Source organism: Streptomyces sp. NPDC002537 (assembly GCF_053594975.1).
In genome coordinates this window covers 1-23,634 of record NZ_JBSFWT010000036.1, presented here as the reverse complement: position 1 = coordinate 23,634, position 23,634 = coordinate 1, and the positions used below count along the sequence as shown (strand labels likewise).

Below are 23,634 nucleotides of genomic sequence, written 5' to 3'. Positions count from 1 at the left end.
CCGCTGGGACGTACGGGCCACTAACAGTTTTTCCTGTGCGTGACCTATGCGACCCGCACGATCCCGCCACCGTGGGCGGGATCGCACGGTTCGATGGGGTTCAGGCGGTTCAGGACGGTATACGGGAGGGAGCCTGCGGGCGCAGGCCGTGCGGCGGGGCGTCCGTGTGCGGTACGGGGCGGTGGCCGCCCGCCGTGGCGCGGGCGAACGCCTGCCGTCCGCCGACGAGCGGCAGCTCGGCGGAGGTGCGGTGCAGGTCCACGGTGAGCCGCGGGCTGGTGGCGGCGGGCACGATGAGCCCGGCGTCCGTACCGGCGACGATCAGGGCCAGCCGGTGGCCGGCCGGGACGACGTGGTCGGTGGCGGCGAGGTCGAGGGGGATCGTGTACGGCCTGCCCGGGGTCAGCGGGCGGGCCTTGCCCCCGGCGTAGTGCCCGAGGTCGGCCCAGCCGCGGCTGAAGACCGTGTGGCCGACCTGCTCGGTGTCGGCCGCGGTGTTCTTGAAGCAGCCGGTGTCACCGGGGGTGCCGCTGCCCCAGCAGCTGCTGTCGGTGAGGGTGCGGATGCCCTCGCCGTCAGCCGCGTAGTTGCGGATGACCGCCGGGCCGAGGTCCACGAGGACGGCGGAGAGGTGGGCGGAGTCGGTGGACGGGGTGACGGTGAGGCGCACCGTGGCGGAGCCGGACAGCCTCAGGTCCCGGCCGAGCGGCCCGGTGGTGAACCCGGCCTTGCCCGGGGTGGATTCGTCGATGTGGGCGGACCAGTCGCTCTCGTCGAGCTTCGGGTCGTCGGTGAACGAGGCGGTGGTGCCGCGCGGCGCGGGCTGCGTGCCCAGGGTGCCGACGCCCGGCACGGCCCCGGCGGCCGGACGGAGCGTGGTGGTCCGGGTGCCGGCCGGCGGCCAGACGCGGTCGGTGGACCACTGGTCGGGGGCGCGCTCGATGTCGGCCATCGGCTCGCGGTCGATGCCGTTGGCGTAGCCGAGGAGGTAGTGGTCGAACCAGCGGTGCAGGGTGGGCACCCAGGCCGCGCGGCGGAAGTCGAAGGGGTCGACGTGCCCGCCGGTCGACAGCCAGATCTTGCGCTCCACGCCCTGCTTCGCGAGCGCGTCCCACCACTGGCCGAAGTGCTTGGTGCGGACGTTGAGGTCCTGCGCGCCGTGCACGACGAAGACGCTGGCGCGCACCTTGGCGGCATCCTTGACGTAGTCCCGCTCGGCCCACTGCGGGGTCCGGTCGCCGTTGCGCGGGGCCCCTTCGACGAGCGCGCGCTGGACGGCCTGGCAGCGGCCGTGCGCCTCGGGGCTCTCGACGGCGTCCGCGAGCCCGTCGGGGCCGCCGTCGTAGAGGGCGGCGCCCTTGGCGAAGTAGTAGTCGTACCAGGAGCTGATCCCCCCGATCGGGACGATCGTCCGCAGGCCCTTGACGCCGGTGGCGGCGACGGCGTTGGCGATGGTGCCGTCGTAGCTCTTGCCGATCATGCCGACGGCGCCGGTGGTCCAGCCCGCCGTGACCGCGGTGCTGCCGGTGCGGCTGCTCCAGCCGCGGGCGCGGCCGTTCAGCCAGTCGACGACGGCCTTCGCGGACTGGACGTCGGAGCGGCCGCCGATGTCGGCACAGCCGTCGGAGCGATTGGTTCCGGCCAGGTCGACCAGCACCACCGCATAGCCGCGCGGCACGAAGTAGTTGTCGTAGAAGAGCGGGAACTGCACGGGCCGGCCCTGTGCGTCGTAGGTCTTCTTCTGGCTCTCGTTGCCGCGTCCGCAGCAGGAGTAGTACGGGCTGGCATCCATGATCACCGGTACCCGGCGGCCCTGTTCGGCGGCTTCGCGGGGCCGGATGATGTCGACGGCGACGCGGTCGGTCCTGCCCTTCCCGTCGCCGTCCACCTTGGTGTCCACCCATACGGACTCGCGCACCGCGCGGTCGTACGAGTAGACGGGTCTGCTCTCCCGGTTCGCCGCACCGCCGGCGGCCGTCGCCGCCCCGGCCGGTGCGACGAGCACGGCCAACAGGGCGGCCACGGCCGCCAGTACGAGTGAGGTCCAGGGTATGCGGGTGTCCCGCGGGCGTGTACGCACTGCCGGACCGTAGCGCGCCCCAACTCCCCCGCAGAAGGGGATGCGAGCAGTCTCACGAGGTGGCCGGAAACCCGGTGGATGACAGGCGCATGACGATCACATGTCGGCAACCCCATGGACATAGCCTCCCGGGTGGTGAGTACATAGGCTTCCGAGTGATCGTTCCCCTCTACGAGTTGGAGAGACTCGTGCGTCTCAGACTCATCGTTCCGAGCGCGGCCGCCGCCTCCCTGCTGCTGGCGCTCCCCGCGTCGGCCGCCGCGCCCACGCCGGGCGCCCCGGGCGTCGGGGACTCCTACTACCCGGACGCCGGGAACGGCGGGTACCACGTCTCCCACTACGACCTCCGGCTGAAGTACCAGCCGAAGACGGACCGGCTGGACGGCACGGCGACCCTGCTCGCCACCACCACCCAGGACCTGTCCCGCTTCAACCTGGACTTCCTGCTCGACGTGAACGAGGTCCTGGTCAACGGCAAGAAGGCCACCTTCGCCAGGTCGGGCGTCCACGAGCTGGAGATCACCCCGTCCGCCGCCCTGCCCAAGGGCAAGGACATCAGCGTGGTGGTCCGCTACAGCGGCACCCCGTCCCAGGTGAAGGTCGACGGCTTCTCCTCCTGGAACCGCACCCCGGACGGCGCGGTCGTGGCGCAGGAGCCGGAGGGGTCCGCCTGGTGGTTCCCCAGCAACGACCACCCGACGGACAAGGCCACGTACGACATCTCGGTCTCCGTCCCGGACGGCTACCAGACGGTCAGCAACGGCGTCCTCGCCTCGCAGACCTCCAAGCTCGGCTGGACGCGCTACAACTGGCGCTCCACCAAGCCGCAGGCCACCTATCTGACGACGCTGGCGGTCGGCAAGTTCGACATCACGACCGACACGACCGCCAACGGCCTGCCGGTGCTCAACGCCTACAGCAAGGACCTCGGCGACAACGCCGCGTCCGCGCGGGCGAGTGTCGAGCGCAGCGCCGAGATCATCGACTGGGAGAGCACGGTCTTCGGGGAGTACCCCTTCACCGCCGTCGGCGGCTATGTGCCCAACGTCAAGACGGGCTACGCGCTGGAGACCCAGACCCGGCCGTACTACAGCCCCTCCAGCTTCGCCAACGGGGCGAACACCTCCGTGGTCGTCCACGAGCTGGCCCACCAGTGGTTCGGCGACAGCGTCTCGGTGAAGGACTGGAAGCACATCTGGCTCAACGAGGGCTTCGCCACCTACGCCCAGTGGCTGTGGTCGGAGAAGGAGGGCGAGGGCACCACCCAGGAGCTCGCCGACTACGTCTACAACGGCATCCCCGCCGACGACGCCTTCTGGAAGGTGAAGCCGGGCGACCCGGGCGCGGACAAGCAGTTCGACCGCGCCGTCTACAACCGGGGCGCCGTCGCGCTCCAGGCCCTGCGCAACCAGGTCGGTGACAAGACCTTCTTCACCCTCCTCAAGCAGTGGCCGGCCGAGAACAAGTACGGCAACGCCTCGGTGCAGGACTTCGTGAAGTTCGCCGAGAGGATCTCCGGCAAGCCGCTGGCCAAGTTCTTCGACACCTGGCTGTACTCGACGTCGAAGCCGGTCACGCCGCCGTCGGGCCTCACCAAGGCGGACAGGCCGGCCGCGTCCCTCAAGGCCGCCGCCCAGCCGAAGTCCTGGAAGAAGATCCAGGAGGCCCAGGCCGCCCACCGGCACTGACCCCGGCATTTCCCCGGCGTTTCCCCGGCAGGGCCCGGCGCACCCACGGTGGTGCGCCGGGCCCTGCCCCTGTGTCAGGAACGGTGGAACAGCAATACTGTTGAACCCCACGGGTGCGGAACAGAGAGCGAGGCGCCGCCGATGGCCACGGGCACCGAGGAACCGGACCTCACCGTCGACGAGTTGGCCGCCCGCGCCGGCGTGACCGTGCGCACCGTGCGCTTCTACGGCACCCGCGGCCTGCTGCCGCCGCCCGAGATCGGCCCCCGCCGGGTCGGGCGCTACGGCCCCCAGCACCTCTCGCGCCTGGCCCTGATCGAGGAACTCCAGCGTCAGGGGCTCACCCTGGCCGCCATCGAGCGCTATCTGCGCCGCCTCCCGGAGGGGATCGGCCCGCACGACCTCGCCATCCACCGTGCCCTGGTGGCCTCCTGGACGCCGGACGAGCCCGAGGAGACGACGCACGCGCGACTGGAGCGACGGGCGGGGCGGACGCTCACGGAGGAGGACGTCGACCGGCTCGTCGCGATGGGCGCGGTGGAACGCCTCTCCCCCGGCGGCACCCTCCGCGTCGACCCGGGCCTGCTCCCCCTCGGCCTGCGGCTGCTCGACCTCCCCCTCGCCCCGGAGACACTGCTCGCGGCCCGCACGGTCCTGCTGGAGCATGCGCGGTCGACGGCGCGCGAGCTGACGCGGCTCTTCCACGAGGAGGTCGACGCGCCGGATCTGGCGGCGATGAAGTCGCTCTCGGCGCATATGCAGCCGCTGGTGGTACAGGCATTGGTGACGGCCTTCCAGCGGTCGCTCCGAGGCGAGTTGCACGCGCTGTACGCGCAGGAAGAAGCGAACGCGCCCCGCTAGGCGGTCCCATGGGCCGGTTGCCGAAGGCAGCACAGCCGCGCCCAGGCGGGCCTTCCCCTACCCCGCCCCTTCCCGAAACCGGGGCTCGCGCCCCGGCCCCCCGGCTGTCCCGCCGTCGCCGCCTGCGGCGGGAGCTCCCTGCGGGAGCGTCCTCAATCGCCGGACGGGCTGATTTCAGCCCGTCCGGCGATTGAGGACACCGTGCAAAGCACGGTCCTACTCGAAGCGTTCGCCCTTCTCCGCCTTCTCCAGGAGCAGGCGCGGCGGCGCGAACCGGTCACCGTAGGCCGCCGCCAACTCCCGCGCCCGCGCCACGAACCCGGCGAGCCCGCCCTCGTACCCGTTGATGTACTGGAGCGCACCCCCCGTCCATCCCGGGAAGCCGATCCCCAGGATCGAGCCGATGTTCGCGTCGGCGACCGACGTGAGGACGCCCTCCTCGAGGCACCGCACCGTGTCCAGCGCCTCCGCGAAGAGCATCCGCTCCTTCATGTCCTCGAACGGGATCGCCGCGTCCGCCCTGGTGAAGTGCTCACGCAGGCCCGGCCACAGGCCGGCCCGCCTGCCGTCGTCCGCGTAGTCGTAGAAGCCGGCGCCGCCGCTGCGGCCGGGGCGGCCGAACTCGTCGAGCATCCGGTCGAGGACCGCGTCCGCGGGGTGCGGGGTCCAGGCCTCGCCCGCCTCCTCGGCCGCGCGCCGGGTCTCGTCCCGGATGCGGCGCGGGAGGGTGAGGGTCAGCTCGTCCATCAGGGAGAGCACCTTGGCGGGGTAGCCCGCCTGCGCGGCGGCCTGTTCGACGGAGGCCGGGTCGATGCCCTCGCCGACCATGGCCACGCCCTCGTTGATGAACCGTCCGATGACGCGGGAGGTGAAGAAGCCGCGCGAGTCGTTGACCAGGATCGGCGTCTTGCGGATCTGCCGGACCAGGTCGAAGGCGCGGGCGAGCGCCTCGTCGCCGGTCCGCCCGCCCTTGATGATCTCCACCAGCGGCATCTTGTCGACGGGCGAGAAGAAGTGCAGGCCGACGAAGTCCACGGGCCGCTCGACGCCCTCCGCGAGGAGGGTGATCGGCAGGGTGGACGTGTTGGAGCACAGCAGCGCGTCGGGGGCGACGACGTGCTGGATCTCCTGGAAGACCTTGTGCTTGAGGGACGGGTCCTCGAACACGGCCTCGATGACGGCGTCGCAGCCCGCGAGGTCCCGCGGGTCGGCGGTGGGTGTGATCCGGGCGAGCAGCGCGTCCCGCTCCGCCTCGGTCGTACGGCCCTTGGCCACCGCCTTCGCCAGCAGGCCCGCGGAGTACGACTTGCCCTTCTCGGCCGCTTCGAGGGAGACGTCCTTGAGGACGACCTCGATGCCCGCCTTGGCGCAGGCGTAGGCGATGCCCGCGCCCATCATGCCCGCGCCCAGGACGGCGGCCCTGGCGACCTTGCGGGGTGCGGCGCCGGCCGGGCGGCTGGCACCGGCGTTGACGGCCTGGAGGTCGAAGAAGAACGCCTGGATCATGTTCTTGGCGGTCTGGCCGGTGACCAGTTCGGTGAAGTAGCGGGCCTCGATGACCTGCGCGGTCCCGAAGTCGACCTGCGCGCCCTCGACGGCCGCCGCGAGGATGTTGCGCGGCGCCGGGTAGGGGGCGCCGCCCAGTTGCTTCTTGAGGGTGGCGGGGAAGGCCGGGAGGTTCGCGGCGAAGCGCGGGCTGGCCGGGGTGCCGCCGGGGATCCGGTAGCCCTTCTCGTCCCAGGGCTGCCGGGACTCGGGGTGGGCGTCGATGAAGGCACGGGCCTTGGCCAGCAGTTCCTCGCCGGTGGCGGCGGTCTCGTGGACCAGGCCCGCGTCGAGGGCGCGCCGGGCGCTGTACCGGGTGCCCTGGAGCAGCACCTTGAGAAGCGCGTCGGTGATGCCGAGGAGGCGTACGGTGCGGGCGACGCCACCGGCGGCGGGGAGGAGTCCGAGGGTGACCTCGGGCAGGCCGATCCTGACGTGCGGGGCGTCGAGGGCGACGCGGTGGTGGCAGGCGAGGGCGATCTCGTAACCGCCGCCGAGGGCCGCGCCGTTGACGGCGGCGACGACCGGCACGCCGAGGGTCTCGATCCGGCGCAGGTCGCGCTTGATGGCGAGGCCGGTGTCGAACGCCTGCTGTGCGTGCTCGGGCCCGATCCTGATCAGGTCGTTGAGGTCGCCGCCCGCGAAGAACGTCTCCTTGGCGGAGGTGACGATGACGCCCCGTACGGACTCCTTCTCCGCCTCCAGGCGGTCGGCGACCGCGGCGAGGGAGGCCCGGAAGGCGGCGTTCATGGTGTTGGCGGACTGGCCGGGGTCGTCCAGGACGAGCGTGACGACACCGTCGTCGCTCCGCTCCCAGCGAATGGTGTTGGGCAGGCTCATGGGGTGCTCTCCATCGAAGACCGGGGAAACCTGGGGAAGGGGACGGGAGGGGAAACCTGGCGGGCCACAGGGCCACAGGGCCACAGGGCTACGGGGCTACAGCCGCTCGACGACGGTGGCGATCCCCATCCCGCCGCCGACGCACAGGGTGACCAGCCCGTACCGCTTGTCCTGACGCTCCAGTTCGTCGATGACCGTCCCGAGGAGCATCGCCCCGGTCGCCCCCAGCGGATGCCCCAGAGCGATCGCCCCGCCGTTGACGTTGATCTTGTCCAGGCTCAGGTCCAGGTCGCGGGCGAAGCGCAGCACCACCGCCGCGAACGCCTCGTTCATCTCGACCAGGTCGATGTCGTCCACGGTCAGCCCGGCCTTGGCGAGGGCCTTGCGGCAGGCGGGCGCGGGGCCGGTGAGCATGAGGGTGGGGTCGTCGCCGGAGACCGCGGCGGAGACGATGCGGGCGCGGGGCGTCATGCCGTACCGCTCGCCGACCTCGCGGTTGCCGATGGCGACGAGCGAGGCGCCGTCGACGATGCCGGAGGAGTTGCCCGCGTGGTGGACGTGGTCGATCCTCTCCACCCAGTGGTACTTCTGGAGGGCCACCGCGTCGAAGCCGCCCTGCTCGCCGATCGTGGCGAAGGACGGCTTGAGCCCGGCGAGCGTCTCGGGCGTGGTGCCGGGGCGGATGTGCTCGTCGCGGTCGAGGACGACGAGGCCGTTGCGGTCGCGGACGGGCACGACGGAGCGGTCGAAGCGGCCCTCCTTCCACGCCCGTGCGGCGCGCTCCTGCGAGCGGGAGGCGAAGACGTCGACGTCGTGGCGGGTGAAGCCGCCCAGGGTGGCGATGAGGTCGGCGCCGATGCCCTGCGGCACGAAGTCCACCTCGAAGTTGGTCATGGGGTCGGCGAACCAGGCGCCGCCGTCGGAGCCCATCGGCACCCGCGACATCGACTCGACGCCGCCCGCGAGGACCAGGTCCTCCCAGCCGGAACGGACCTTGGCGGCCGCGAGGTTGACGGCCTCCAGGCCCGAGGCACAGAAGCGGTTCTCCTGGACGCCCGCGACGGTGTCGGGGAGCCCGGCGGCGATCGCGGAGATCTTGGCGATGTCGGAGCCCTGGTCGCCGAGGGGGCTGACGACCCCGAGGACGATGTCGTCGATCGCGGCCGGGTCCAGGCCGGGGAAGCGGCGGCGCAGCTCGTGGACGAGGCCGACCACCAGGTCGACGGGTTTGGTGCCGTGCAGCGCGCCATTGGCCTTGCCGCGGCCGCGCGGGGTGCGGATCGCGTCGTACACGTACGCTTCGGTGGTCACGGTCGTATGCCTTTCACGGGTGGCGTCGAGGGGTCAGATCTGTCGCTTCATCGGTGCGGGCCCTTCCGGGAGGGGTCGAGGCGGCCGACGTCCCAGTCGCGCGCCACCTCGGCGGTGTCCGCGCCGGGCCGTGCGGGCGGGCGGCGCACGGAGCCGGGGGTGGCGGAGAAGCGGGGGGCGGGGGCGGGCTGGACGAGGCCGCCGTGCTCGACGAAGGTGCCGCGGGCGGCGAGGTGCGGGTGGCCGGGGGCCTCCCGCAGGGACAGTACGGGTGCGACACACGCGTCGGAGTGCGCGAAGGTCTCCGTCCACTCGGCGCGGGTGCGCTGCTTGAAGCGTACGGCTACGGCGGTGCGCAGCGCGTCCCACCGGGCGGGGTCGTCGCGGTCGGGTGCCTCGTCCGCGAGCCCGAGCAGGTCCAGGAACTCGGTGTAGAACCGCTTCTCCAGGGCGCCGACCGCCATGTGGCCGCCGTCGGCGGTCTCGTAGGTGCCGTAGAAGGGCGCGCCGCCGTCGAGGAGGTTGGCGCCGCGCCGGTCCTGCCAGGCGCCCGCGGCGAGCATGCCGTGGATCAGGGCGGTCAGATGGGCCGTGCCGTCGACGATGGCGGCGTCGACGACCTGGCCGGTGCCGGTGGCACGGGCGTGCTGGAGGGCGGCGAGGACGCCGATGACCAGGTAGAGGGAGCCGCCCGCGAAGTCGCCGAGCAGGTTGGCGGGGGCGTACGGCGGGCCGTCGGCGGGCCCGGCGAGACCGAGGGCGCCGGTGACGGCGATGTAGGCGATGTCGTGCCCGGCGGTGTCGGCGAGCGGTCCGTCCTGTCCCCAGCCGGTCATCCGGCCGTAGACGAGGCGGGGGTTGCGGGCGAGACAGGCCTCGGGGCCGATGCCGAGACGTTCGGTGACACCGGGCCGGAAGCCCTCCAGCAGCACATCCGCGCGCCCGGCGAGGTCGAGGACGGTGGCGGGCCCGTCCTCGGACTTGAGGTCGACGAGCACCGAGCGCTTGTTGCGGTTGGTGAGGTCGTGGCGGGGGTCGATGTGCAGGCCCTGGCCCGCGGGCCGGTCGACGCGGACGACGTCGGCGCCGAGGTCGGCCAGGAGCATGGCGGCGAACGGGGCGGGCCCGATTCCCGCGAGCTCCACCACGCGCACACCGGTGAGCGGACCGTTCGCCGTCCCTGCCATCCAGACCCCAGTCCCATGACACAAGTGCTGTAACACTCGTGATGTTAAGAACGGGTTCCAGTTTCCACAAGCCCCGGCCGCCGCCTCGCTGCAGGCTCGCGGGATGGGATGAACTCCCGCCTGATCGTTGACTCGTGGTAGCGCTGATCCCGGTTCTTGTTGCTCGGTCGCCGCCGACCGGGCTGGGCCGGTCGGCGGCGAGGCAGGGCGGGGGCGAGGGGTCAGGGTGTGGCGGTGAGGGTGGGCCAGAGGGTGGTGGCGGTGAGGGGGCGGGCCAGGCGGGGTGCCCAGTAGGTTTCGTCGCCGTCTTCGTCGCGCCAGGACCACAGGCGGGTGGTGGCGAGGTGGAGGGGGTTGAGCCGGGTGATGCCGATGGCGCCATGGAGCTGGTGGGCGATGCGGGTGATCTCGGCGACCGAGGCGGATGCCTGGGTCTTGGCGGCGGCGACGGCGAAGTGTGCGGCCGTCCCGCCGGTGTCCAGCGGCACGGCGGCGGCCTGGACGGCGGCGCGGACCAGGGCGGCCTCCTCGATCAGCCGTGCCTCTTCCTGCTTGACGGCCTGGAAGCGGCCGAGGGGGCGGCCGAACTGGGTGCGGGCGGTGGTGTGGGCGACCGTCAGGTCGACGCAGCGTTCGGCGGCTCCGGCGATCAGGGCGGAGCGGGCCAGGGCCGCGCGGAGCCGGGCCTCGTCGAGCAGTCCGGGGGAGATCCGGCGGACGCGGGAGGCGGGGATCTCAAGGGCGGCGAGGTTCAGGTCGTCGCGGGGTTCCTCCGCGAGGTTGCCGCCGGGGGTGAGGGCGGCCTGGTCGGGGGTGAGGGTGAACAGGACGGGGCCGGAGGGGGCGGTGGCCAGGACGACCACGGCGGTGGCGGCGCGGGCCCAGGGGACGCGCCGGAGGACGCCGGTGACCAGCAGGGTGTTGTCCTCGCCGGAGCATCCCGCCGAGCCGACGGCGGAGGCGGCCGGGTGGGCGTAACGGACGGTGAGCTCGGGGGCGATGGCGTAGCTGAGCGGGCCGTCGGGGACGGGGAGACGGGCGCGGCGCAGCAGCGGGCGGGCGACCAGGGCGGTTTCGGCGAACGGCCCGGGGACGGCTCGGCGCCCCGACTCCTGCGCGGCGGCGAGGAGTTCGGCGGTGGCGGCGTCCGGGGACGGGAGGGGCACGGCGTCGGGGGCGGTGGTGTTGGTGACGACGGCGATGGCGTCCGGGTCGGCGAAGAAGGTGGTGGTGTCGTAGTCGTCGGCGGGGATGACGGGGGTGCTGGTGTCGATCGTGTGGGTGTTCATCGGTGCTGCTCCAGACCGCGAGTGATGATGCCGCGAAGGATTTCGTTGGTGCCGCCGCGCAGCGTGTAGCCGGGGCTGTGCAGCTGGGCGAAGGCAAGCAGTTCGGGGTGGGTGCCGGGGGTGGCGTGCGGGTCGGCCGGGGTCGGCAGGATGCTGCGGACGGTGTCGGTCAGCGTGCCCTCGAGGCGGGTGCCGAGGTCCTTGACCAGGGCGGCCTGGATATCGGGCGACGCCCCGGCGTCCAGCGCGGCGGCCACGCCGAGGGACAGGCGGCGGATGCCGTGCAGACGGGCCGTCAGGATGCCGACCTGGGTGAGCTGTTCGGTCGTGGCCGGGCGCTGCTCGAGTTCGCGGAGCAGGGAGGCCAGCAGGGGGAAGGTGGACAGGTAGCGTTCCGGGCCGCTGCGCTCGAAGGCGAGTTCGCCGGTGACCTGCTTCCAGCCGTCGCCCGGCCGCCCGAGCAGCATGCCGTCGGGTACGTCGACGCCTTCGAGGTGGACGGCGTTGAAGCGGTGCTCGCCGCTCATCAGCCGGATCGGCTCGACCCGTACGCCCGGGGCGCGCAGGTCGACGACGAACTGGCTGAGACCGGCGTGCTTGTCCTCGGCATCGTCGGTGCGGGCCAGGACGATGGCGTAGTCGTTGACGTGGGCGCCGCCGGTCCACATCTTGGTGCCGGTCAGCCGCCAGCCGTCGGTGGTGCGTTCGGCGCGGGTGGCGACCGAGGCCAGGTCGGAGCCGCTGTTCTTCTCGCTCATGCCGATGGAGAAGAAGCACTGCCCGGCGGCGATCCTCGGCAGGAAGAAGCGGCGCTGCTCTTCGGTGCCGTGCTGGAGGATGGACGGGCCGGCTTGCCGGTCGGAGACCCAGTGGGCGCTGACCGGGGCGCCGGCGGCGAGCAGTTCCTCGATCACCACGTAGCGCTCCAGGAAGCCGCGGCCCGCGCCGCCGTACTCGGTGGGCAGGGCCATGCCGACCCAGCCGCGCTCGGCGAGGCGGCGGCTGAAGCCGGGATCCCAGCCGGCCAGCCAGGAGTCGGGGCGGCCGAGCACGGTGCCGCGGGCGCGCTCCTCGTCGAGAAACGCGCGGACCTCGGTGCGGAGCCGGCGGGCCGATTCGGGTAGGGAGACATCGGGGAAGGCGATCGGGGAAAGCGTCGAAGGAGACATGGGTTGTTCGCTCCCGGGTCGGTGAATTGACTGATGCGTTTCAGGCCGCGGCGTGCAGCAGGGAAGGGTCGAAGCCAGCTTCGCGGAGCACCTCGTCGGTGTGCTGGCCTATGGCCGGGCAGGGCCGCAGGCGCGGCTCGGGGTCGGCCGAGTAGCGCACCGGGCTGCGGATGACCCGGTAGCGGCCCTCGGTGGGGTGCTCGGCCTCGTACAGCAGGCCGCCCTCCTGGGCGTAGGCGGTGGTGGCGGCGGAGGCCAGGTCGAGCACCGGGGCGGCGGCGATGCCCGCCCGGTCGCAGAACTCCTGCCACTCGGCGCTGGTGTGCCGCAGCGTCAGCTCCGCGAGCAGCGGATAGAGCGCGTCGGCGTTGCGGGCCCGGTCGGGGCCGGTGGAGAAGCGCGGGTCGGCGGCCAGTTCGGGGCGGCCGACGAAGGCGGTGAAGTCCCGCCAGTTGCGGTCGCTGTGCGGCAGGATGCACATCCAGCCGTCGGCGGTGCGCAGGGCGCGGCGCTGCGGGCTGAGCGAGCGCGCCGAGCCGAACTCGCCGTCCGCCTCCAGAGTTGCCGCGCCCAGGTGCTCGACCAGGTTGAAGGCGAGCATGGTGTCGGCCATCGGGACCTCGATGTGCTGTCCGGTGCCGCCGTGCTCCCGGTAGTGCAGCGCGGCCAGGACCGACTGGGCGATCTGCATTCCGCAGATCTTGTCGGCCAGGACGGTGGGAACGTAGTGCGGCTGACCGGAGACCTTGTGGTTGAGCCAGACCAGGCCGCTGGCCGCCTGGATGATGTCGTCGTAGGCGGCGTGGGTGCCGAGGCGGCTGTCGCTGCGGAAACCCTGGGCGTTGGCATAGATCAGGCCGGGGTTGCAGGCCGCGACGTCGTCGTAGCCGAGCCGGAGCTTCTCCAGAGCCTGTGGGCGCAAATTGGTGATGAAGACGTCGGCGGTGCGCAGCAGGGCGAGCAGGGCGTCGCGGCCGTGCGGAGCCTTGAGGTCGATGGCGGCGCTGCGCTTGTTGCGGTTCAGGTTGAGTGCCGGGCCGCCCATGCCGGGGTGGCGTCGCGGCGGGTAATGGCGCGTCATGTCGCCCGTGGGCGGCTCGACTTTGATCACGTCCGCGCCCAGGTCGCCGAGTTGCTGAGCGGCGTACGGGGCCATGATCACGCTGGCCAGTTCGATGACGCGGACTCCGGCGAGGAGTCCACGGCCGGACGGGCCGGTCGGCTTCTCGGACATCTTCCGGTGCCTCCTTGGGATTCGGGTGGGGCGGGCGAACGGTGGTGCGGTACGGGCGGCGGCTGACACTTGGTGCCGTGCCGAGGCAGCGCACCGACCAGGTGAAGACGGCCCTAGCGCCACTGGAGCGGGGCAGATCCGAGCGGGGTACGCCGGCCGGGCTGGGGGACCGTGCGCCCGCTGTACGCGAACGGTGTCGCCGGTTCGGTGAGCGGGCCGAAGTCGGTTTCGGTGGTCGACAGCGCGGCGAGCGGCGCGCGTCCGGGGTGGGGCAGGTCGATGACGTTCTCCCGTGCCAGCAGCCCGAGTTCCTGCACCCAGTGGCACACCCCGGCCAAGGTCACGCGGATCCGCCAGGAGCCGCCCTCCGTCGCGCGTCGGCGCAGGACCGTGGCGACGGCGGCGGCCCCGAGGTAGGCGGCGAGGTAGTCGTTGAGCAGGTACGTCGGCGGCAGCGACGGCCGGTCGGTCCACTCCTCCATGGCGAATCCGGTTGCCGAGCAGGCGAGTTGGTCGAACCCGCCGCGTTCGCCCCAGGGGCCTTCGGCGCCCCAGGCATGGTATTCGAGGGTGATGAGTCCGGGGCGGCGCCGGACGAGTTCCTCGGTCGACGCCCCGTGCCGGGCGAGTCCCCGGTAGGCGTGCACGAAGACGTCCGCGTCCTGGAGCGCGTCGTGGAAGGCCGCACGGTCGTGATCGTCGCGCAGGTCGCAGTAGGCGTTGCGCTTGCCGCCGCCGGTCATCGCGATCATCGGGATCGGGTCGGGGCGGTCGGGACGCGACAGGTGCAGCACGTCCGCGCCGAACTGGGCGAGGAGCCGCGCCGCGACGGGACCTGCGATGACATGGGTGAGATCGAGCACCCGTACGCCCGCGAGCGCCTCGTCGTCCTCACCGATCGGCTCCAGAGGCCGGACCGGCCCGTCACCGACGCGTTCGATCTCGACGGCCGGGCGCTGCGCGACATACCGCCCCGCGGGATGCGCGAGCCACTCGTCCCGGCTGCGCACCACGCAGGCGACGCCGCCCCGCGCGCAGACAGCCTCTTCCAGCGTGAAGGCGTCCCAGTCGGCGGCGGCCCGCGCGATCCCCGCCTTGTCGAGCGGGCACCTCAGCACGGAGGCGACGGCGTCCCGCAGATGCGGATAGGTGGTGATGATGAAGATCCAGCGGCCGTCGCGTGCCCGGTAGAAGTCGTTGTTGCCGAGCAGCGCCGGATCGTCGAGCAGAACGTCGAGCGGGCGCCCCGAGAGTGTCGTGTGACAGGTCGCCATGAGCTGGTCGATCGCGGCCCCGGCCTGTACCTGAACCCTCTGGTGCGGGTGGCCGCGCTGTTCGCCGACGGCCGCCGTCTGCCGCCCGAAGACACCGATCGCGGCGGACATGGCATCGGCGAGGCGGTGCACCGAGGGCACCAGGGGATCGGCCCCGACGACGGTGATGTCCTCGGCTCCCCGGGCCGGGTCGGGGTCGCCGAGGATGTGCAGCAGCCGGGAGACGATCTCGGGCGTCGGCGGTGTCGGCCTGGTCGTGGTCAGCGTGTTCGAAGTCATGCCGGGATGCTCGTTCCCGGCACCGCACGAGCGCCCGCATTCACGGATATCCGTGAATTGATGCGGACATCATGTCCGCCCCTCCTGGATGTGCGCGAGCAGCCGGGCCGCCGCCCGGTCCAGCCCCAGCCGCTCCGAGCGGCCGCGGCGCCGGTGCGTCAGAACGAGGGCGCCCGTGACGACGGGGCCTTCGGTGACGGGGATCGCGAGCGCGCTGACCTCGGGATCGGCCAGACCCTCGCTGCGGCTGATCCGCGACGCGCGGATCGCCGGCAGAGCGCGACGGAACTCCGCGACCGCCTCGGGGTCATGGCGGGCGAGCTCGTCGAGCAGCCCACGGCGCTCGGCCTCGTCGGTGAAGGCCAGCAGGAGACGGCCCGCGGCGGTGCGCAGCAGCGGCCGGGCCATGTGCTCGTCGGCAAGCGGCAGGAGGCGGGGTATCTCGTCCTCGCCGCCGCGCGCGAGGTGCACGGCGTCGAGCCCGACCCGCACCGTGAGCAGCACCGGGGTGCCCGCGACGCGGCTCAGTTCGTTGAGCTCGGCCTGACTGATCCGCGGGACGACCCGGCCCGCGATGAGGTTGAGGACGTGCGGGGCGGGCCCCAGTCTGAAGCGCCCGTGCTGTTCCAGCAGAAAGCCGGTCGCGGCAAGGCCGTTGACCAGGTCCTGCACCGAACTCGCCGGCGCCCCGACCGTCCGCGCCAGCTCGGCCACGGTCACCCCGCCCGGCGCCCGCGCGGCGGCCTCCAGGATCCACGCGACCCGGTCCACCGTACGGTGACGCCGCCGTCGGCCGTGCTCACTCATCCCGCCCCACCTCGTCCTTCTCGTACACCGGCGGCCACTGGCGCCGACACGGCCCGCCGAGTCCTTGCCGAGAACCCCGACGGGCAAGCGGCCCGGGGGTCAGCCCGCGTCGAGTTCGGCGACGAGCTTCTTGGGGGCGATCGTCCGGTAGCTCTCCTCGACCCAGTCGCAGAGCAGCTCGACCGGCGCGCTCCCGCCGGTGAGCGGGATCGTCACCCAGCCCGACCGTCCCAGGCCGTAGCCCGTGGGCACGGCGCCGGGCACGGCGAGGGCGTGGCCGTGCGCCTCCTCGTCCTTGAGCTTGACGCCGATGTGGGGCGTCTCGGTGTCGCCCTCGGAACCCAGGAAGACGAAGATCTTCTTGTTGACCTTGATCACGGCGTCCTCCTCCCAGGGGAACTCCTCACCGGCTCCCGGGAGCCCGAGCGCGAACGCGCGGACCTTCGCGCGCGCCTTGAGAGGGGACGTGGCCATCGGGGTTCCTCCGGGGGTGTCGGGATCTTTCCCCCACGCTATCCCGGCAGCAGGCCCGCCTCGCCGAGGAGCCGGCGGACGGTGCGTACGGCCGTCCGCGGCAGCGGCTGTTGCGGCGCGGCGGTCGCCGGGCAGCCGATGACGCCCAGCAGGTGCAGGGCCGTCTTGTAGCCGCCGATCGCGGACGAGGCGGCGCTCGCCGTGGCCGGGTCGCCCGTCTCCGTGAGCGCGAACAGGGCGGCCAGCCGGTCCTGTTCGGCGGCGGCCTCCCGCCAGCGGCCCGCGCGGGCGTGCCCGTACAGCCGGACGTAGCCCGCCGGGTCCACGTTGCCGAGCCCCGGCACGACGCCGTGGGCGCCCGCCAGCAGCGCGGCGTCGACGGTCAGCTCCGAGCCGGTGAGCACGGTGAACGTCCGGTCGAGCCGCTGCTCGCGCAGGCCGGTGAGCAGCCTGCGCAGCGAGCCGAGGTCGCCGCTGCTGTCCTTGAGCCCGGCGAGCGTGCCGTCCTCCGCGAGCGGCAGCAGGGTGGCCGGGGTGAGCTTGGTGTGCACGGCGGCGGGGATGTCGTACGCGATCAGCGGCAGGCCCGTCCCGGCCCGTACCCGCCGGAAGTGTTCGGTGATCTCCGCGGGCCGCGCGCCGGCGTAGAACGGCGCGGTGACGACGAGCGCGTCCGCGCCGAGTGCCTCCGCCGCGCGGGCGTGCCCCAGGACGCGGGCCGTCGTCATGTCGATGGCCCCCGCGAGCACGGGCACCCTGCCGCTGACGGCTTCGAGCACCACCCGCAGCGCGGTACCGCGCTGGGCGTCGCTCAGATACGCGGCCTCGCCGCTGGTCCCGAGCACGAACACGGCGTCCGCCCCGGCAGCCAGCACCCGTTCGACGAGCCTGCCGAGCCCGTGCGTGTCCACGTCCCCGGAGGGGGTGAGCGGCGTGCAGAGGGGAGGCACGACCCCGGCCAGAGGTACGGGCAGACGCATGGGGGCCCTTCCCGCTCGGCTGCGCGGTGTCCGGTTCGCGGGCGAATCTGTCGGATGGGGTGGTGTGTGTCAAGGGCGCGCGGAGGGTTCGGCGGGCGCTCCGGCCGAGCGCGGGCGCGGGGGTCGCCCAGGTGGGGACGCGCGTCCCGTTCCGGGTGCGGAAGATGCCGTCCGGACCATGGTGCGCCCCCGGGCGCCGCGTCACCATGGTTACCCGGCCGGACAGCTATGGAGCTACGGAGGCACGCGTGGACTTCGACGTCGTCGTGGAGATTCCGCAAGGCAGCCGCAACAAGTACGAGATGGACCACGAGCGCGGCCGCATCCGCCTGGACCGGCTGCTGTTCACCTCCACCCGCTACCCGGCGGACTACGGCTTCGTGGAGGGGACCCTCGGCGCGGACGGCGAGCCGCTCGACGCGCTCGTGCTCGCCGGGGAGCCGACGTTCCCGGGGGTCGTCATCGGATGCCGCGCGATCGGGATGTACCGGATGAGGGACGAGCAGGGCGAGGACGACAAGGTGCTGTGCGTGCCCGCCACCGATCCACGCCATGAACACCTGAGAGATCTGCGGCACTTGCCCGAGTACGACCGGCTGGAGATCCAGCACTTCTTCGAGGTCTACAAGGAACTGGAACCCGGCAAATCCGTTGACAGCGGGGCATGCTGGGCCGACCGGGCCGCGGCCGAGGCGGAGATCACGGCCTCGCTGGAGCGGGCGGCCGCGGCGAAGCGGGGGCAGCGGCGGGCGTAAGTGCGGTAAAAGGGGTCATGGCCCGCACGGAACGGCACTCCGACCCCACCCCGACGGCGCCCCGCGTCGGGGCACAGCCGTCGTCGCGAACCGGGCGGGTCCGGTTTCCCGCCCCGAACCGGGCGGCACCGTCCGGCCGTTCGCCCCGTACGGCGTCCGGGCGGGAGGCGCGGCGCGGGCGGGACGTCCCGCTCCTGGCCGCCGTCGCCGTGCTCTACGCCGTCGCGCAGCTCTGCTACGCCGTCGTCCATATGAACCTCGGCTGGGACGAGACGGTCTACCTCTCCCAGGTCGACCCCCGCGCCCCGGCGGCGTTCTTCAGCGCGCCGCGCTCCCGCGGCGTCAGCTTCCTCGTCGCGCCGGTCGTCGCCGTGACGTCGTCGACGGGCGCGGTGCGGGTCGCGCTCGTCCTGCTGTCGTCGGCGGCGCTGTACGCGGCGTTCAAGGTGTGGGAGCCGCTGCTCGGACGGCGGCGGCCCGCGCTCGCGGCCGCGCTGTTCGCCGGGCTGTGGATCACCGTGCTCAGCGGGCCCCAGGTGATGCCGAACCTCTGGGTGGCGCTGACGGCCGTGGCCGCCGTCGGCTGGTTCCTGCGGAGCCGCGAGGACCGCGGGCGCCGCCGCGCCCTCGCCGGCCTGGCCGCCTCGCTCGCCGCCGCCACGCTGTTCCGCGCCCCGGACGGCGTCTGGCTCGCCCTGCCCCTGCTCGCCGCCTGCGCGGCCGTGCCCGCCTGGCGGCGCCGGGGCACGGCGGCCGCGGTCCTCGGCGGGCTCGCGCTGGGCGGGGTGCAGTGGGCAGTCGAGGCGTATGTGCGGTTCGGGGGGATCTTCCAGCGGCTCGGCGTCTCCAGCGAGACCGAAGGCGGCATGGGCGCCCACCTCGGCGGCGGCCTGCTCGCGGCCTACCGGGGGCTCAACGGGCCGTTGCTGTGCCGCCCTTGCCGCATCGCGGCGCCGCCGCTCGGCCACTCGCTGTGGTGGCTGCTGCTCCCCCTCCTCGCGGCCGCGGCCTGTGCCCTCGCCGCGCGGGGCCGCGGGGCGGCGGAGACGTTCCTGCCCGTCGCGTGCGCGCTGTCCGTCTCGGTGCCCTATCTGCTCCTGCTGGACTACTCCGCGCCGCGCTTCCTGCTGCCCGCCTACGCCCTGCTCGCCCTGCCGACCGCCGGCCTCGTGGCCCGCGCGCTGCGGGCGGCGGGCGCCGGGCGGACCCGGGCCGCCGTGGCCGCGCTGCTGTGTGCGCTGTTCGCCGCGCACCTCGCCGTGCAGCTCAAGGAGCTCCGGGTGAACACGGCGGACGCCCGCGACACCACCGTGCGCTACCGGCGCGCGGCCGACGGGCTGCAGCGCCTCGGGCTGCGGGCGCCGTGCCTGGTGACCGGGCCCCGCGCGCAGCCGATCGCGTACGAAGCGGGATGCGCGTCGGCGCAGACGATGGGCAACAACCGCTCGACGACGGCCGCCGCGATCGAGCGGGCGGCACGCCGGATGCCGGTGGCCGTGCTGTACGACCCGGGTGACGGCTATCTCCCCCCGTACGCGCGGAGCTGGCACGCGCACGCCCTGCCGGGCACGGACTGGACCGCGTATGTCCGGTAGCCCCCGCCGCTACCGGGCCTACGCCTCGCGCAGCAGTGTCGCCAGGTCGCCGTCCAGGTCGAGGCGGGCCACCTCGGTGCCCGCGGGGACGGCCGCGTAGGAGCGGGCGAGGAAGCGGCGCAGCTCCGCCGTGTCGATCTGGACCATGGCGACGCCCTCGGGCGCGTGGAACTCCAGGACCGTCCGGTCCGGGCCGCACGGCCACACGTGGACGTCACCGGAGCCCGCCGGGGAGATCAGCCCGCACGCGAGCAGTTCGCGCGCGAACGCCCATGCCACGTCCGCCCCGTCCAGAGAGGCCACCGGGGGGAACGCGATGTGCACCGCGAAAGGGTCGGAGGGGGCGTAGCGGAGCTGCGCGGGAACGGCGCGGTCCTGCGGGGCCGAGGCGATCAGCCGTGCCTGGACAGCCTGGTCGATGACGGTGGACAACGCGTGCTCCCTTGCGGTCGGTTTGGGGTGGTGCGGGATCCGTGCCTCTCTGCCTTCACCGGGAGAGACGGCGGATCGAATCCGGCAGCCGCAGAAATGTGACGTGACCTACGTCACTGTCGCCCGCGGCGCGTGCTGGACGGGCAGCACCGCCAGCACTTCCCAGCCACCGCCCGGCACCGGCCCGGCCGTCAGGGAGCCGCCGATCGCGTCGGCGCGCTCGGTCAGGCCGACCAGGCCGAGGCCGCCGCTGTCCGCGGGAGAGCGGTGCGGGTGCTGCGGGGTACGGCCGTTGTCGCGCACGGAGACGAACAGGCGCGGGCCCGCGCCGCGCAGCGAGACGTCCACGGCCGTCGCGCGGGGGCTGTGCCTGGCCACGTTCTCCAGGGCCTCGGTGACGATCCGGTGGACGGAAGCGGCCAGTTCGGGCGCCAGCCCGGCGTCGAAGCACGGGTCGACGTACAGGCTGGCGCGCGGGCCGTCCGGGCTCCTGCGGGAGAACGCGTCGACCAGTTCCGCGATCCGGTCCAGGCCGGGCAGCGGCTCGCGGTGGGCCTGGTCCTGCTGGAGCACGCGCAGCAGCCGCCGGGCCGACGTCAGCGCCTCGTCGCCCGCCTCCTCGATGTCGCGCAGCGAGGCGGCGACGCGCTCGTCCTTGGCCAGCGACCCGGTGGCCTTCGCCAGCAGGGTCATCGCGGCGACGTGGTGGGCGACGAAGTCGTGCAGTTCGCCCGCCAGTTCGCGGCGTTCGGCCTCCCGTGCGGCGGCCACCGCCTCGGCCCGCTCGACGTCCCGGTAGCGCAGGCACAGCCCCAGCGCGACGACCCCGGCCACGACGAGGGAGTAGAGGACGACGGTGGTGCCGATCGCGCCGGCGTCCCGTACCGGCGCGGCGAGCACCCCGGCGGCCAGCGCGATGCCCAGCGGCACGGCGGCCCTGACCGGCGTCCGCCACGCGACGAACGCCAGCAGGGCGAGCAGGGCCGCGCTCTCGGTCAGCCCCCAGACCGGCAGGTGTTCGCCGACGGTGAGCAGATAGCCGGTCACCGTCCAGGAGACGGCCACGGCCGCCACGGCGCGGGCGGCGAGCGGGGCCCACGGCAGTACGCACGCGGCGACGAGCAGCCCGGCGATCCACACCACGAGGTGCGCGTGGTGTCCGCCGACGTGCCCCGAGTACCCCGAGTACACGGCTCCCCGGCTCAGCAGCCGCCCCTCCGCCATCCACAGCCCGCAGATTCCGGCCATCAGCCATCCGTGGCGGCGCCTCGACCGTGGGGGCGGGTGCTGTGCGGGGGGCGAAGGCAGGGTTATGGGGGGCATGCGTTCACGTTATGAGGGCGCCCGGGGCCCGGGGATCGCCCTTCCAGCCACCCGCCATGGGCCGAAAGGATGAATCTTTGACTGTTCCGGCTTGGACGGAGTCGTGGACGCGGGTACGCCGGGGCCATGGACGGGCACGGCGGCGTCGGCTAGCTTCCCGGTCCATGGGGTGGACGGGAAAGCGGATGAGGGTGGGACGGCCGTGGGCGCGGCGCGGGCTGATCGCGGCCGTGCGCGGCACGGCGCTGGTGACGGCGGCCGCGCTGCCCGTGGCCCCGGCCTCCGCGCGGGGCGGCCGGGAAGCGCCGGTCCGGGAGGCCGGAGCACCCGTCCGGGAAGCCGGAGCACCGGTCTGGGAGAGCGGGGACAGCGGCACGGACGCGCGGTTCCGCGGCCTCGCGGCGGTGAGCCGGTCCACGGCGTGGGTCGCGGGCACCAAGGGAACCGTGCTGCTCACCCGGGACGGCGGCCGTGGCTGGCGGAACGTCTCGCCGCCCGGGGCGGGCGCGCTGGAGTTCCGGGACGTGGCGGCGTTCGACGGGCGGCGGGCGGTCGTCCTCGCCATCGGTGAGGGCGAGGCCTCGCGGGTCTTCCGCACGGACGACGCGGGCGCCACCTGGACGGAGACGTTCCGCAACACCGATCCCCGGGCCTTCTACGACTGCTTGACCTTCTTCGACGCACGGCACGGGATCGCCCTGGGCGATCCGGTCGACGGCCGGTTCCGCGTCCTGGCGACCGGGGACGGCGGACGGAGCTGGCGGATGCTGCCGCCGGACGGCATGCCCGCCGCGCTGCCCGGCGAGGCGGCGTTCGCCGCGAGCGGGCAGTGCCTGGTGAGCTCGGGCGGCCGGGACGCGTGGATCGCCACCGGCGGCGCGGCGGTCTCCCGGGTCCTCCACTCCGCCGACCGCGGCCGCACCTGGACCGCGACCGGGACGCCCGTGCCGGCCGAAGACCCCGCGCGCGGGGTCTTCGGCCTCGCGTTCCGCGACCGCGCGCACGGGATCGCCGTCGGCGGCGACTACCGGGCCGGGCAGCCCTCGGGCCGCGCGGCGGCGGTCACCCGTGACGGCGGCGCGCACTGGATCCCGGCCGTCGCCCCTCCGCCCGCCTACCGCTCGGGCGTCGCCTGGCTGCCGCACAGCCGTGGCACGGCGCTCGCCGTGGGACCGACGGGCACCGATGTCACGACCGACGGCGGCCGCAGCTGGCACGGCGTCGACACCGGCTCGTACGACACGGTCGACTGCGCGCCGGGCGGCGGCTGCTGGGCGGCGGGCGAGAAGGGCCGGATCGCACGGCTCAGGACGGCAGTTCCTGCCGGTACGGCTCCAGCGGCGGGGCCGTCTTCGTCGCGTAGAACTGCGTGATCGAGTACTCGCACACGCCCGCCACGCTGAACGGGTCGCTCTTCGCGATCTCCTCGATCTTGGCGCGGTCGTCGCCGATGGCGATGATGACCCCGCCGTCGCGGGGCTCCTTGCGGCCCGAGGCGATGAAGACGCCCGAGGCGTAGTGCGCGTCGAGCCAGGCGACGTGCTCGGGGAGGGCGGCGTCGATGCGCTCGATCGGCGCGATGTAGGTCAGCTCAAGTACGAACATGATCCACAGGCTACGCTCGCGCGGCGGCCGGCGGGACCCGGGATCACCCCGACGCGCCCCGGAGGTAGCGTGTGGCCCACCATGAGCGACACACCTGACGAGCTGCCCGCGGGCTGGCCCACGACCGAGGCGGAAGCGACCGCCGTCCAGGACGAGTTGCGGGGCCGGGTGGTGCTGGACGAGCCGGGCCCGGCACCGGGGTCGCCCCTGATCGCCGTCGGCGTGGACGTCGCGTACGACGACGAGCGGGACGTCGTCGCGGCCGCCGCCGTGGCGCTCGACGCGCGCACCCTCGACGTCGTCGAGGAGGCGACGGCGGTCGGCCGGGTCGCCTTCCCCTACGTACCCGGGCTGCTCGCCTTCCGGGAGATCCCCACCGTGCTGGCCGCGCTGGGCCGCCTGTCGGTCACCCCCGGCCTGGTCGTCTGCGACGGCTACGGACTCGCCCACCCGCGCCGCTTCGGCCTGGCCAGCCACCTCGGCGTGCTCACGGACCTGCCGACGATCGGCGTCGCCAAGAACCCCTTCGCCTTCCGCTTCACCGAACCGGGGCCGCGCCGCGGGGACACGGCCCCCCTCCTGGACGGCGACGAGGAGGTGGGCCGGGCCGTACGCACCCGGGACGGCGTGAAACCGGTCTTCGTCTCGGTCGGCCACCGGGTGAGCCTGGACCACGCCTGCGGGTTCGCCTTGCGGCTGGCCCGCGACTTCCGGCTGCCGGAGACTACGCGGCGCTCCGATGCGTTGTGCCGTGCGGCGCTGCGGGGGGTTGTGCCTGGGCTGTGACGTCGAGTGCGGGCCGGTTCGCCGCCTGCGGCGGGAGCGCCCTGCGGGCGCGTCCTCAAACGCCGGACGGGCTGGATGTGCAGGCGTTGTCCGCAGCCTGCGGGCCGCAGCGGAGGTCGG

At 73.5% G+C, this 23,634-nt stretch carries 20 protein-coding genes; 6 read left to right on the top strand and 14 right to left on the bottom strand.

Going from position 1 to position 23,634, the window contains the following annotated elements; translation table 11 throughout:
- Window positions 1-109: 109 nt before the first annotated feature.
- Entirely contained in the window at window positions 110-2,080 is a 1,971-nt protein-coding gene (locus tag ACWD4A_RS18100) for a Xaa-Pro dipeptidyl-peptidase (RefSeq protein WP_451194922.1), read from the bottom strand.
- A gap of 188 nt (window positions 2,081-2,268) precedes the next feature.
- On the opposite strand from ACWD4A_RS18100, the gene ACWD4A_RS18095 reads away from it, so the two are divergent.
- Together ACWD4A_RS18095 and ACWD4A_RS18090 are read left to right on the top strand one after the other, a co-directional pair.
- Complete coding sequence (locus ACWD4A_RS18095) at window positions 2,269-3,768, top strand: M1 family metallopeptidase (RefSeq protein WP_451194920.1); 1,500 nt, start codon at window positions 2,269-2,271, stop codon at window positions 3,766-3,768.
- 141 nt (window positions 3,769-3,909) lie between these two features.
- Window positions 3,910-4,629, top strand: a complete 720-nt coding sequence (locus tag ACWD4A_RS18090; protein WP_451194918.1) for a MerR family transcriptional regulator — start codon at window positions 3,910-3,912, stop codon at window positions 4,627-4,629.
- Window positions 4,630-4,845: 216 nt separating this feature from the next.
- Here ACWD4A_RS18090 and ACWD4A_RS18085 read toward each other — a convergent pair whose 3' ends face one another.
- From ACWD4A_RS18085 to ACWD4A_RS18040, 10 genes are all read right to left on the bottom strand, one after another.
- Complete coding sequence (locus tag ACWD4A_RS18085) at window positions 4,846-7,014, bottom strand: 3-hydroxyacyl-CoA dehydrogenase NAD-binding domain-containing protein (RefSeq protein ID WP_451194916.1); 2,169 nt, start codon at window positions 7,012-7,014, stop codon at window positions 4,846-4,848.
- A 96-nt stretch (window positions 7,015-7,110) separates the two neighbouring features.
- Window positions 7,111-8,325, bottom strand: a complete 1,215-nt coding sequence (locus ACWD4A_RS18080) for an acetyl-CoA C-acetyltransferase (RefSeq protein ID WP_451194914.1) — start codon at window positions 8,323-8,325, stop codon at window positions 7,111-7,113.
- A gap of 47 nt (window positions 8,326-8,372) precedes the next feature.
- A complete protein-coding gene (locus ACWD4A_RS18075) occupies window positions 8,373-9,512 on the bottom strand; it encodes a CaiB/BaiF CoA transferase family protein (protein WP_451194912.1) in 1,140 nt (379 codons plus the stop codon).
- 221 nt (window positions 9,513-9,733) lie between these two features.
- Complete coding sequence (locus ACWD4A_RS18070; RefSeq protein ID WP_451194910.1) at window positions 9,734-10,801, bottom strand: acyl-CoA dehydrogenase family protein; 1,068 nt, start codon at window positions 10,799-10,801, stop codon at window positions 9,734-9,736.
- Window positions 10,798-11,970, bottom strand: coding sequence for an acyl-CoA dehydrogenase family protein (locus ACWD4A_RS18065; protein ID WP_451194908.1), 1,173 nt, complete (start codon window positions 11,968-11,970; stop codon window positions 10,798-10,800). The genes ACWD4A_RS18070 and ACWD4A_RS18065 overlap by 4 nt, the downstream gene beginning before the upstream one ends.
- A gap of 40 nt (window positions 11,971-12,010) precedes the next feature.
- Window positions 12,011-13,204, bottom strand: a complete 1,194-nt coding sequence (locus ACWD4A_RS18060) for a CaiB/BaiF CoA transferase family protein (protein WP_451194906.1) — start codon at window positions 13,202-13,204, stop codon at window positions 12,011-12,013.
- A 113-nt stretch (window positions 13,205-13,317) separates the two neighbouring features.
- Window positions 13,318-14,757 carry a CoA transferase gene (locus ACWD4A_RS18055; protein WP_451194904.1) on the bottom strand — a complete coding sequence of 480 codons (1,440 nt, stop codon included), beginning with the start codon at window positions 14,755-14,757 and terminating at the stop codon, window positions 13,318-13,320.
- 69 nt (window positions 14,758-14,826) lie between these two features.
- The gene (locus tag ACWD4A_RS18050; RefSeq protein ID WP_451194902.1) at window positions 14,827-15,564 is read right to left on the bottom strand and encodes a helix-turn-helix domain-containing protein; all 738 of its coding nucleotides are present in this window, start codon (window positions 15,562-15,564) and stop codon (window positions 14,827-14,829) included.
- A 99-nt stretch (window positions 15,565-15,663) separates the two neighbouring features.
- Window positions 15,664-16,038 carry an MmcQ/YjbR family DNA-binding protein gene (locus ACWD4A_RS18045; protein WP_451194900.1) on the bottom strand — a complete coding sequence of 125 codons (375 nt, stop codon included), beginning with the start codon at window positions 16,036-16,038 and terminating at the stop codon, window positions 15,664-15,666.
- 38 nt (window positions 16,039-16,076) lie between these two features.
- Window positions 16,077-17,018, bottom strand: a complete 942-nt coding sequence (locus ACWD4A_RS18040; RefSeq protein WP_451194898.1) for a dihydrodipicolinate synthase family protein — start codon at window positions 17,016-17,018, stop codon at window positions 16,077-16,079.
- 248 nt (window positions 17,019-17,266) lie between these two features.
- Here ACWD4A_RS18040 and ACWD4A_RS18035 point away from each other — a divergent pair, with 248 nt between their 5' ends.
- On the top strand, window positions 17,267-17,773 hold the full coding sequence (locus ACWD4A_RS18035; protein WP_451194896.1) for an inorganic diphosphatase: 507 nt from the start codon (window positions 17,267-17,269) through the stop codon (window positions 17,771-17,773).
- 17 nt (window positions 17,774-17,790) lie between these two features.
- Window positions 17,791-19,368, top strand: a complete 1,578-nt coding sequence (locus ACWD4A_RS18030; protein ID WP_451194895.1) for a hypothetical protein — start codon at window positions 17,791-17,793, stop codon at window positions 19,366-19,368.
- Between the two features lie 18 nt (window positions 19,369-19,386).
- Here the strand turns inward: ACWD4A_RS18030 and ACWD4A_RS18025 are convergent, their stop codons facing one another.
- A complete protein-coding gene (locus tag ACWD4A_RS18025) occupies window positions 19,387-19,800 on the bottom strand; it encodes an SsgA family sporulation/cell division regulator (RefSeq protein ID WP_451194893.1) in 414 nt (137 codons plus the stop codon).
- 108 nt (window positions 19,801-19,908) lie between these two features.
- Window positions 19,909-21,048, bottom strand: coding sequence for a sensor histidine kinase (locus tag ACWD4A_RS18020; RefSeq protein ID WP_451194892.1), 1,140 nt, complete (start codon window positions 21,046-21,048; stop codon window positions 19,909-19,911).
- A gap of 260 nt (window positions 21,049-21,308) precedes the next feature.
- On the opposite strand from ACWD4A_RS18020, the gene ACWD4A_RS18015 reads away from it, so the two are divergent.
- Window positions 21,309-22,496, top strand: coding sequence for an oxidoreductase (locus tag ACWD4A_RS18015; protein ID WP_451194995.1), 1,188 nt, complete (start codon window positions 21,309-21,311; stop codon window positions 22,494-22,496).
- Here ACWD4A_RS18015 and ACWD4A_RS18010 read toward each other — a convergent pair.
- Complete coding sequence (locus ACWD4A_RS18010; protein WP_451194890.1) at window positions 22,429-22,728, bottom strand: YciI family protein; 300 nt, start codon at window positions 22,726-22,728, stop codon at window positions 22,429-22,431. The two genes, ACWD4A_RS18015 and ACWD4A_RS18010, sit on opposite strands and share 68 nt — an antisense overlap.
- A gap of 81 nt (window positions 22,729-22,809) precedes the next feature.
- On the opposite strand from ACWD4A_RS18010, the gene ACWD4A_RS18005 reads away from it, so the two are divergent.
- Entirely contained in the window at window positions 22,810-23,514 is a 705-nt protein-coding gene (locus tag ACWD4A_RS18005) for an endonuclease V (RefSeq protein WP_451194888.1), read from the top strand.
- The last annotated feature ends 120 nt before the right edge of the window (window positions 23,515-23,634 follow it).

Bases quoted from the DNA above. Each gene is read 5' to 3' on its own strand.
- ACWD4A_RS18060 (WP_451194906.1), bottom strand. From the start codon at position 13,204: ATGTCCGAGAAGCCGACCGGCCCGTCCGGCCGTGGACTCCTCGCCGGA.
- ACWD4A_RS18085 (WP_451194916.1), bottom strand. From the start codon at position 7,014: ATGAGCCTGCCCAACACCATTCGCTGGGAGCGGAGCGACGACGGTGTC.
- ACWD4A_RS18040 (WP_451194898.1), bottom strand. From the start codon at position 17,018: ATGCGTCTGCCCGTACCTCTGGCCGGGGTCGTGCCTCCCCTCTGCACG.
- ACWD4A_RS18070 (WP_451194910.1), bottom strand. From the start codon at position 10,801: ATGAACACCCACACGATCGACACCAGCACCCCCGTCATCCCCGCCGAC.
- ACWD4A_RS18065 (WP_451194908.1), bottom strand. From the start codon at position 11,970: ATGTCTCCTTCGACGCTTTCCCCGATCGCCTTCCCCGATGTCTCCCTA.
- ACWD4A_RS18055 (WP_451194904.1), bottom strand. From the start codon at position 14,757: ATGACTTCGAACACGCTGACCACGACCAGGCCGACACCGCCGACGCCC.
- ACWD4A_RS18030 (WP_451194895.1), top strand. From the start codon at position 17,791: ATGGCCCGCACGGAACGGCACTCCGACCCCACCCCGACGGCGCCCCGC.
- ACWD4A_RS18010 (WP_451194890.1), bottom strand. From the start codon at position 22,728: ATGTTCGTACTTGAGCTGACCTACATCGCGCCGATCGAGCGCATCGAC.
- ACWD4A_RS18015 (WP_451194995.1), top strand. From the start codon at position 21,309: ATGAGGGTGGGACGGCCGTGGGCGCGGCGCGGGCTGATCGCGGCCGTG.
- ACWD4A_RS18045 (WP_451194900.1), bottom strand. From the start codon at position 16,038: ATGGCCACGTCCCCTCTCAAGGCGCGCGCGAAGGTCCGCGCGTTCGCG.
- ACWD4A_RS18075 (WP_451194912.1), bottom strand. From the start codon at position 9,512: ATGGCAGGGACGGCGAACGGTCCGCTCACCGGTGTGCGCGTGGTGGAG.
- ACWD4A_RS18005 (WP_451194888.1), top strand. From the start codon at position 22,810: ATGAGCGACACACCTGACGAGCTGCCCGCGGGCTGGCCCACGACCGAG.
- ACWD4A_RS18050 (WP_451194902.1), bottom strand. From the start codon at position 15,564: ATGAGTGAGCACGGCCGACGGCGGCGTCACCGTACGGTGGACCGGGTC.
- ACWD4A_RS18090 (WP_451194918.1), top strand. From the start codon at position 3,910: ATGGCCACGGGCACCGAGGAACCGGACCTCACCGTCGACGAGTTGGCC.
- ACWD4A_RS18020 (WP_451194892.1), bottom strand. From the start codon at position 21,048: ATGGCCGGAATCTGCGGGCTGTGGATGGCGGAGGGGCGGCTGCTGAGC.